Origin of the sequence: Nocardia sp. NPDC059764, assembly GCF_042732555.1 — a bacterium.
Taxonomy (GTDB): Bacteria; Actinomycetota; Actinomycetes; order Mycobacteriales; family Mycobacteriaceae; genus Nocardia.
The window spans coordinates 1-8,370 of sequence record NZ_JBHWHH010000238.1 but is presented as its reverse complement, the minus strand read 5'-3'; the positions used below and the strand labels follow the sequence as shown (position 1 = coordinate 8,370).

Below are 8,370 nucleotides of genomic sequence, written 5' to 3'. Positions count from 1 at the left end.
GAGGTGTTCCGCGGTGGAGCCGGTCAGCCCTGCGGGTGGCAGCCGTTGGATTCGAAGGCGGTCTTCGAGGTGTAGGAGCCGTCGGGCAGATAGGAACCCATGACGGCCTTCTCGTCACCGGGGGTCTTGGTGTCCTGCACCGCGTGGCCGAACCCCTTGTCGGCCATCATGTTCCGCATGATCAGGTAGCCGTCGTCGGGGTGTCCGGCACCGTCGCCGGTCGGCGAAAGGGGCAGCCACGCCACACCGCATGCTTCGGTGGCGTTGGCGGGACGGTCCCCGGGCAGGCTGGCCACGATCGTGTAGTGCCGGTCCGCGGTGAGCGGGAGCTGTTCGTCGTAGAGGCAGCCGGTGACCTTCGTGGTCGCCATCGACTCGTTGTTGCACAGCGACCAGTAGCGCAGGTCGACCCCGCCCTCCATGCGCTGTTCGCTGCCGAGGGTGCGCGGGGTGCGCGGCAGGGTGCCGTTGAGGACCAGGACCGGGCCGAAGCCACGGCTGATATTGGCCGTCACGTACTGGTTGTCGATATTGGAGTACTGGCCGCCGGTGCGCGCGGGCGTCCCGGTGCACTGACCCATGTAGGTGCAGCCCAGGCCGAACTGGACGTTATAGAAGGTCCGCCATTCCGGCGACTGCGCCGCGGGGAAGGTGGCCGGTTTGCCGGGCTGATCGCGCAGCGCGGTGTACTTGTCCAACGGCAGCTTCGAGATCGGCGGCGTGGTGGTTGCCGCACTCATCGCACCGCAGAGCTCCGTGCCGGTGAGCACCTTGCCGTCGGAGAGGTGCAGTTCCGGTTCGGGCAGGCCCGCGCCACCGGTGATGTCGCGGTCGCGGTCGGGCAGATAGAGCCGGTAGATCAGCATCGTGCGCTGCTGCCCGGGGACGCCGGCGTACAGGGTGTTCTGCTGTGCGCCGGTCGCGGGCGCGGTCTGGTCGAGCACGGTCACCGTGTAGTTGCGATCGCCCTCGCCCTTGCGATTGGCGTCGGCCAGGTACGGATTGTGCGAACCCCGGTCGGGGGCGGTGGCGGCGTCGTTGAGCGCCGCGGTGGGGGCGGTGGTGGTCGTGTCGTAGGAGTTCAGCGACTGGTAGCGCGCATGCGCGTACTGGCCGTGCAGCTCCAGCTTCGCTCCGGCCGGAATCGAGAACTGTGCTGCCCAATACAGCGCACCCGAATCCGGAAAGGCGTAGTTGAGTTCCTGATTCGTGGCCGAGAAGGTCGGGCCGAACCAGAAGCACGACGACGTCGGATGGTCCTTCGACGGTGCGTTGTCCGCGTCGGCGGACGCGTGCGCGGCAGTGGGGATCAGAGTCAGCGCCGCGGCGAAGGCCGTCGCGGCGAGTCTGCGAAGAGGCGGCGTCATCGACGCTCCTTGTGATCGGGCTTACGTTACCGGTGGGAAAACTATGACGAAATGGAACATTCGTCAATAGTGTTCCGTTCGGTACCTTCCCGCGCTGTGTGCCGCTGTTAGGGTTTGCCTGTGCGCCGACGATCAGCCACCTCCGCGGAACCGAGCCCCCCGACGGTCCGCCGTCCGACCGCGGACGACGCACGCCGCGTGGCGGTGTGGCGATTTCAGCACGGCGAGCGCGTGGACATGAATACCGTTGCCTCGCAACTGGGTATCGGCCGCACTACGCTGTACCGCTGGGTCGGCGATCGCGAAAAGCTCATGGACTACGTGATTCTCGAATCCGTCGACGACCTGTGGCGGCAATCCCTCACCGCCGCAGCCGGAGACGGCATCGAGTACGCCCTCGACGCCGTCGCCCGCTTCATCCGGGCAACCACCGCCTACGCCCCCCTGGCTCGTTTCGTCGAACGCGAACCGAATCTGGCGCTGCGCGTCCTGCTGGACCCGGCCGGCTTGGTCGTCACCGCCCTGACCAGCGGCCTCGCCGCCGCGATCACCGCCGCCGCCCCCGAATTGGAGGTCCCCCCGCCGACCTACGGTGTCCTGTCGGTGGCCGCCACCGCTGTCGTCTGGGCCAACGTCGCGGGCGGCCGCGAGCCCGACATCGACTCGACCGTCGCCATCATGCGCACCGTGCTCCTCGCCCACGAGCGCCGGGAACCGTGAATCCGCGCAGGCCACATCGCCTGGTGTGCCCCTGACCTCGGTGACCGAGTCGCCTGGGATAAAATCGGTGGTTCTTGTGTGTCGACACGACGCACAATCGCTCAGTTAACCATCGGCATCCGCTGCACCCGAGGAGACGCTTGTGATCACCGCGACCGACCTGGAGGTCCGGGCCGGAGTCCGCACCCTGCTGACGGCGCCGGGCTCGGCGCTGCGGGTGCAGGCCGGTGACCGGATCGGGCTGGTGGGCCGCAACGGTGCCGGCAAGACCACCACACTGCGCATTCTCGCCGGTGAAGGTGAACCCTACGCGGGCAAGGTCATTCGTTCGGGAGAACTGGGATATCTGCCCCAGGACCCGCGCGAGGGCAACCTCGACATGCTCGCCAAGGACCGGGTGCTGTCGGCGCGCGGCCTCGACACCCTGCTGCGCGAGATGGAGAAGCAGCAGGCGCTGATGGCGGAGGTCGCCGACGAGAAGGAACGCGACAAGGCGATCCGCAAGTACGGCCGCCTCGAGGAGCGCTTCTCGGCCCTGGGCGGTTACGTCGCCGAGAGCGAAGCCGCCCGCATCTGCCACAGCCTCGCCCTGCCCGACCGGGTGCTGAACCAGCAGTTGCGCACCCTGTCCGGTGGTCAGCGTCGTCGAATCGAGTTGGCGCGCATCCTGTTCAGCGCCTCCGACGGCAGCGGCGGCAAGTCCGACACCACGCTGCTGCTCGACGAGCCCACCAACCACCTCGACGCCGACTCCATCAACTGGCTGCGCGGCTTCCTGCAGAACCACGACGGCGGCCTCATCGTCATCTCCCACGATGTCGAACTGCTCGGTGACGTGGTGAACAAGGTGTGGTTCCTCGACGCCGTGCGCGGCGAGGCCGACATCTACAACATGGGCTGGAAGAAGTACCTCGACGCCCGCGCCACCGACGAACAGCGCCGGGTGCGCGAGCGCGCCAATGCCGAGAAGAAGGCCTCCGCGCTCAAGCAGCAGGCCGCCAAGCTCGGCGCCAAGGCCACGAAAGCCGCTGCGGCACACCAGATGGTCAAGCGCGCCGAGCGCATGCTCAACGAGGTCGACGACATTCGCGTGGCCGACAAGGTGGCCCGGATCAAGTTCCCCGAGCCCGCGCCCTGCGGCAAGACGCCGCTGATGGCCACGAACCTGACCAAGCTCTACGGGTCCCTCGAGATCTTCACCGGCGTGAACCTGGCCATCGACAAGGGCAGCCGGGTCGTCATCCTGGGCCTCAACGGCGCCGGTAAGACCACCATGCTGCGGCTGCTCGCGGGCGTGGAGAGCCTGACCGCGGGCCAGATCGATCCCGGTCGCGGCCTCAAGATCGGCTATTTCGCCCAGGAGCACGACACCCTCGACGACGAGGCCACGGTCTGGGAGAACATCCGCCACGCCGCCCCCGACGCGGGCGAGCAGGACCTGCGCGGTCTGCTGGGCGCGTTCATGTTCTCCGGACCGCAGCTCGAGCAGCCCGCGGGCACGCTCTCCGGCGGTGAGAAGACCCGTCTCGCCCTCGCCGGTTTGGTGTCCTCGGCGGCGAATGTCCTTCTGCTGGACGAACCTACGAACAACCTCGACCCGGTCTCGCGTGAGCAGGTGCTCGACGCGCTGCGGAGTTACGCGGGCGCGGTGGTGCTGGTGACCCACGACCCGGGCGCGGCCGAGGCGCTCAACCCCGAACGGGTCATCATGCTGCCCGACGGCACCGAGGACCACTGGTCGCAGGACTACCTGGAACTGATCCAGCTGGCCTGAGCGTGTGTATTCCGGGCCCGGAAAAACCACCGTCCGGGCCCGGAAACTCGCCTCCCGCACCGAAAAACGCGTGTTCGCCAAAACTCGGTGATTCACATCACACCGTTTCGTTGATCACAGGCATCCGAGTCTCTACCCTGGAATGAGGCGCCCACGGCGACTCGGAGGAAGCCATGAGTGACAGGCCCGCACAGGGTAAAGCCGTATTGGGTAAAGGCACGCGCGTCACCGGGAAATCCCGCGATCGCTTGCAATCCCAGCTCAAGAAGCAGTACGAGGCCGGAGCCAGCATCCGGTCCCTAGCCAGGGAAACCGGGCGGTCGTACGGCTTCATTCACAACGTGCTCGTGGAGTCGCATGTGCAACTCCGCAGCCGGGGCGGTGCCAACCGCCGCAAGGCCGGCAAGCCCGTCAGCAAGTAGCGTCCCGTTCCGGGAACACGATCGCGGGGACCCGGCCGGTGAATGCCGGTCTGGGACTTGCGATCTCGCTCCGCTCGCGATGGCGTGCGGCCGCTACGGGGTTACGGTTCCGTCGCCGAGTACCAGCAGGTTCGCCAGGCTCCGGAAGATCGGCAGACCGGTCTTGATCTCGAGATAGGCGAACTGCCCCTGGGGGTTCACCTCCAGGAAGTAGAACTCGCCGTCGAGGCCCACCCGCAGGTCCAGCACGCCGAAAGCCAGTCCGAGCGCGCCCATCAGCGTGGTCAGCGACTTGCTCACCGAGGCGGGCAGGCGATCGGCGGTGAACGCCACCGAGGTGTCCAGGCGCGAATCCACCCGTCCCACACCGGATTGCGAGTCGATGCGCACCACCCACTCGATGCCGTCCACCCACACGATGCGCAGGTCGCTCTCGGCGTGGATGTAGTCCTGGAAGATGGTGGGGGAGTTGCGGATCGTGGCGAGCCGGTCGAAATCGGCCGGGGTGAACAGGCGGGTCTCGGTGAACGCCCCGCGCCCGGTGCCGGAGCGCTTGTAAACCACTGGCCCGGGCCGGGATTCGACGAAGGAGCGCGCCTCGTCGGGATCATTGGTGACGAGGGTTTCCGGAATCGCGAATCCGGCCCGGGCGGCGGTCTCCAACTGCACGATCTTGCGCCCCGCGGTGCGGTCGGCCCCGGGGTCGTTGACCCACAGGGCCGGGATCGACCACAGCAGCCCCTGTAGGAAGCCGTCGCACTCGGCGCGGCGGTAGTCGTCGTCCTCGGCGCTCAGCCCGCCCGGCACCAGGGTGGGGTGCGGGCGTCGCCACCACACCGAGGTGACGTCGTCGAGTCCGAAGATGTGCGACAGGCTGCGGTAGGAGCCGTCCGCGCCGAGCCGGAAAGTGCCGTTCTCGCGCGGGAAGTCACGCATGTCGAGCCGAATCGGACTGTGCCCGTGAAATTTACGCAGCGTAGCGGCGAGGGCGTCGCCGTGGAGATCCTCGGCCTCGGTGACGATGAGGACCGAGCCCATGGTGCGGGCGGCCATGCGTGCCCGTCAGTCGAGGCTGTCGCAGGCGATGCCGTCGTCGCTGCCGCTGTGCGACCGGGTCTGGCAGCAGGTCATGGTGGCCCCGCCGACCCCCGGCCCCGCGGTCAGATCCAGTCCGCGCGCCCAGATCTCGGTCTGCCGGCGCAGCTCGTCGTCACCGCGCGCGGGACTCTGCTCCGGCGCCAGCGTCAGCGGACGGTCGGTGACCTCGACGCGACGGCGCTGGGTGAAATCGGCAGTGGCGCCGGACCGAACCCGCACCAGGACCGGACGGCCCTCACAACCGCTCTGCGCACTCGCAGCGTCCCACCGGGCGATGTCGAGCACATCCGCGCGATCCAGGGTCCAGGTGCCGTCGCCGACGCGCACGCTGATACTTCGCTCGGTGGCTGCGACAAGGTAGCCGGGTAGCGGTGGCGAGGTGTTGGCGAGGGTCGCCGATCCCGTTCGGTGCAGGGCGCCGGTCATGCGGAACTCCGATCTGCTCGGGATTTGCTGCGGGGCCGAGCGTGATCTGAATCATATCCCGCGACGGGTCGAATTCGGTCCGCATCGACAGATTTCAGCCACCTCGGCAAACTTCGCCGGGGTTTCGGAAATCGCTCCCGCCGAAAGATTTTCGCTGAACAACGGGGGCGGGTGGGGACGGGCGTCGCGGGGCTAGAGGCCCAGGGCGCCGGGCGAGTCGGCCACGGCCCGCAGTGCCGCACCGGGATCCGCAACAAGTTTGCGGGCCGCGAGGTCGAGAATGCCGGACGCGGCGTCGATCTCCGCGGACACGGTACTGTCGAGTTTCACGATGCGCTGGCGCATCCGGAAGATCTTTCCGCCGGTGAATTCGAACTCGCAGCTCACCATCACCTCGTCGCCGAGATGCAGTTCCCGCTGGTACTTGATGGTCTGTTCCAGCACCACCGGCCCGATCCCCGCGGCCACCATCTTGTCCCCGGCGATGCCCGCGGCCTTCAGCAACTCCCAGCGCGCGTGCTCGGCGTACTGGAGGTAGACCGCCTGATTGAGATGCCCGTTGATGTCGAGCTCATAGCCGCGCACGGTGATGGGAACAGAGAATGCCATGCAAGGTCCAACCCGGGACGACTCGATGATCATTCCGCGTTTCGAGTTGCCTACGGCACAGTCGGCCCGGCGACTCCCGGGCTACCCGCCGGGCGGGAGGGTCCGGCGGGTGTTGCGATCGGTTGCCGGTGAACCGCGTCGGCGCTCGGCGAATACGCGGCGCGGCAGGCGAACTCGCGTGTTCAGGCGCGGTTCGCGGCGCGCTCGGCCCACCACCGCGGGGCGTCGATGAAGTAGTTGTCGTATTCCTTCTGCGCCGCCTCGATGTCGGCCGGGGTGGTCTGTCCCAGCGCCAGCTGCTCCAGGAATCGGAAGTACCCGTGCCGCTCCACGCCCGGCATGAGGGCGATGAACAGGCGGGCCGAGGAGCCGGGGACCGCGCCGAAGGCGTGCGGCATGAACTTGGGGACCACCAGCGCCCCGCCCGCGCCGACCGTGACGATCTCGTCCCCAGCCATGACCTGCAGTTCGCCGTCGGCGACGAAGAACAGCTCGTCGGAGAGCGTGTGATAGTGCGGCGCGGCCCCGTCGGCGCCCTCGGCCAGCGTCACCTCCACGGTGCTGACCGATCCGCCCGCCTCCTCGGAGTCGATGAGCAGGCGCACCGAGGCGGGCTGCCCCGCGCCGATGATCTCGGAGTCCTCGGGGCGGCGGATGGCGGCGGGGCGGGAAGCGGCGTTCATGACAAGCTCCGAATCATTCGGTGATTGATAATTCGCTACCGAACTATATGGCATCGAATAGAGTGTTGTCCATGGGTGAGAACGAGACCGACGCCGTGGACACCATCGCGGCACAGTGGCGGCGGGAACGGCCGGACCTGGACGGCGAGGCCATGGAGGTCATCGGCCGACTGGGCAGGCTGGCAGCGATGGCGGGCGCGAAAATCGAAACGGTGTTCACCGCACACGGATTGCAGCGCGGCGAGTTCGATGTGCTTGCGGCGCTGCGCCGTTCGGGGGAGCCCTACGAGCTCAACCCCTCCGCCCTGGCCGACACCCTGATGATGTCGCGCGCGGGCATGACCGGCCGCCTCGACCGTTTGGAGCAGGCCGGTCTGGTGCGCCGCGTCGCCGACGCGGGCGACCGGCGCGCCATCAAGGTGGCGCTCACCGACCGCGGCCTGCATCTGATCGACATCGTGGTCACCGACCACTTCGAGAACGAGACCCGCATCCTGTCGGTGCTGAGCGCCGCGGATCGCAAGGAACTAGACCGCATCTCGCGGCTACTGCTCGCCGATCTCGAACGCGAGAGCTGACGAGCGCGGGGCGAGTTCGCCCCGCGTGATCACGCCTTGCGGCGGATGGAGGCCTCGACCAGATCGAGCACGGCTTCGAGGTTGTTGCCCGCGTGGCCGGAGGCGATACGGGCGATGAGACCGTCGAGGACCAGGTCCAGGTAGCCGAGCAGCACCTCGGTGGGGACGTCGTCGCGCAGCGCGCCGGCGGCCTTGCGGTGCTCCAGGCGGGCCACGGTGGCGGCGGTGAGCTCCTCGGAGCGCTCTTCCCAGTTGGCCCGGAACTCCGGGTCGTTGCGCAGGCGGCGGGCGATCTCGAGGCGGGTGCCCAGCCAGTCGAAATCCTCGGGGCGGGCGAGCATATCGCGCATGACCTGGATCAGGCCCTGATTGGCGGCGACCTCGGCCATGCGGCCCGCGTCCTCCTGGGCCAGCGCCAGGAACAGCGCGTCCTTGTCCCGGAAGTGGTGGAAGATCGCGCCCCGCGACAGACCGGTCGCTTCTTCGAGACGACGCACGGTGGCGCCCTCGTAGCCGAACTCGGCGAAGCAGCTGCGGGCTCCGTCGAGGATCTGGCTGCGCCGGGCGGCGAGGTGGTCGTCTGAGACCTTGGGCACTGGACTCCTCCGAAACGTGTTGTGCGGGTTCCCCGTATCGATCTTGCGACCAAATCGGAGAACCCGCACGAGCGACGAGCGAAGCGACCCGGTGAGG

Annotated in this window: 10 protein-coding genes; 4 read left to right on the top strand and 6 right to left on the bottom strand. The window is 68.0% G+C overall.

Features of this window, described 5'->3' with window-relative positions:
- Positions 1-23 precede the first annotated feature (23 nt).
- A complete protein-coding gene (locus ACFV4K_RS32675) occupies positions 24-1,367 on the bottom strand; it encodes a hypothetical protein (protein ID WP_379280120.1) in 1,344 nt (447 codons plus the stop codon).
- A gap of 120 nt (positions 1,368-1,487) precedes the next feature.
- Between ACFV4K_RS32675 and ACFV4K_RS32670 the strand changes: the two genes are divergently transcribed.
- From ACFV4K_RS32670 to ACFV4K_RS32660, 3 genes are all read left to right on the top strand, one after another.
- Complete coding sequence (locus tag ACFV4K_RS32670) at positions 1,488-2,087, top strand: QsdR family transcriptional regulator (protein ID WP_379280118.1); 600 nt, start codon at positions 1,488-1,490, stop codon at positions 2,085-2,087.
- 142 nt (positions 2,088-2,229) lie between these two features.
- On the top strand, positions 2,230-3,861 hold the full coding sequence (locus ACFV4K_RS32665) for an ABC-F family ATP-binding cassette domain-containing protein (protein WP_379280117.1): 1,632 nt from the start codon (positions 2,230-2,232) through the stop codon (positions 3,859-3,861).
- Between the two features lie 173 nt (positions 3,862-4,034).
- Positions 4,035-4,283, top strand: a complete 249-nt coding sequence (locus ACFV4K_RS32660; protein ID WP_357082573.1) for a helix-turn-helix domain-containing protein — start codon at positions 4,035-4,037, stop codon at positions 4,281-4,283.
- Positions 4,284-4,376: 93 nt separating this feature from the next.
- Here the strand turns inward: ACFV4K_RS32660 and ACFV4K_RS32655 are convergent, their stop codons facing one another.
- From ACFV4K_RS32655 to ACFV4K_RS32640, 4 genes are all read right to left on the bottom strand, one after another.
- The gene (locus ACFV4K_RS32655) at positions 4,377-5,336 is read right to left on the bottom strand and encodes a hypothetical protein (protein ID WP_379280116.1); all 960 of its coding nucleotides are present in this window, start codon (positions 5,334-5,336) and stop codon (positions 4,377-4,379) included.
- A gap of 9 nt (positions 5,337-5,345) precedes the next feature.
- A complete protein-coding gene (locus tag ACFV4K_RS32650; RefSeq protein ID WP_379280114.1) occupies positions 5,346-5,807 on the bottom strand; it encodes a hypothetical protein in 462 nt (153 codons plus the stop codon).
- A 192-nt stretch (positions 5,808-5,999) separates the two neighbouring features.
- Positions 6,000-6,416, bottom strand: coding sequence for an acyl-CoA thioesterase (locus tag ACFV4K_RS32645; RefSeq protein WP_379280113.1), 417 nt, complete (start codon positions 6,414-6,416; stop codon positions 6,000-6,002).
- 182 nt (positions 6,417-6,598) lie between these two features.
- Entirely contained in the window at positions 6,599-7,099 is a 501-nt protein-coding gene (locus ACFV4K_RS32640; RefSeq protein WP_379280111.1) for a cupin domain-containing protein, read from the bottom strand.
- 71 nt (positions 7,100-7,170) lie between these two features.
- Here ACFV4K_RS32640 and ACFV4K_RS32635 point away from each other — a divergent pair, with 71 nt between their 5' ends.
- Positions 7,171-7,677, top strand: coding sequence for a MarR family winged helix-turn-helix transcriptional regulator (locus ACFV4K_RS32635; RefSeq protein ID WP_379280110.1), 507 nt, complete (start codon positions 7,171-7,173; stop codon positions 7,675-7,677).
- A gap of 29 nt (positions 7,678-7,706) precedes the next feature.
- Here the strand turns inward: ACFV4K_RS32635 and ACFV4K_RS32630 are convergent, their stop codons facing one another.
- A complete protein-coding gene (locus ACFV4K_RS32630) occupies positions 7,707-8,273 on the bottom strand; it encodes a TetR/AcrR family transcriptional regulator (RefSeq protein ID WP_379280109.1) in 567 nt (188 codons plus the stop codon).
- Positions 8,274-8,370: the final 97 nt, after the last annotated feature.

What these genes read in the sequence shown, in the direction of transcription:
- ACFV4K_RS32675 (WP_379280120.1), bottom strand. Translation starts at nt 1,367, where the DNA reads ATGACGCCGCCTCTTCGCAGACTCGCCGCGACGGCCTTCGCCGCGGCG.
- ACFV4K_RS32660 (WP_357082573.1), top strand. Translation starts at nt 4,035, where the DNA reads ATGAGTGACAGGCCCGCACAGGGTAAAGCCGTATTGGGTAAAGGCACG.
- ACFV4K_RS32655 (WP_379280116.1), bottom strand. Translation starts at nt 5,336, where the DNA reads ATGGCCGCCCGCACCATGGGCTCGGTCCTCATCGTCACCGAGGCCGAG.
- ACFV4K_RS32650 (WP_379280114.1), bottom strand. Translation starts at nt 5,807, where the DNA reads ATGACCGGCGCCCTGCACCGAACGGGATCGGCGACCCTCGCCAACACC.
- ACFV4K_RS32645 (WP_379280113.1), bottom strand. Translation starts at nt 6,416, where the DNA reads ATGGCATTCTCTGTTCCCATCACCGTGCGCGGCTATGAGCTCGACATC.
- ACFV4K_RS32640 (WP_379280111.1), bottom strand. Translation starts at nt 7,099, where the DNA reads ATGAACGCCGCTTCCCGCCCCGCCGCCATCCGCCGCCCCGAGGACTCC.
- ACFV4K_RS32635 (WP_379280110.1), top strand. Translation starts at nt 7,171, where the DNA reads ATGGGTGAGAACGAGACCGACGCCGTGGACACCATCGCGGCACAGTGG.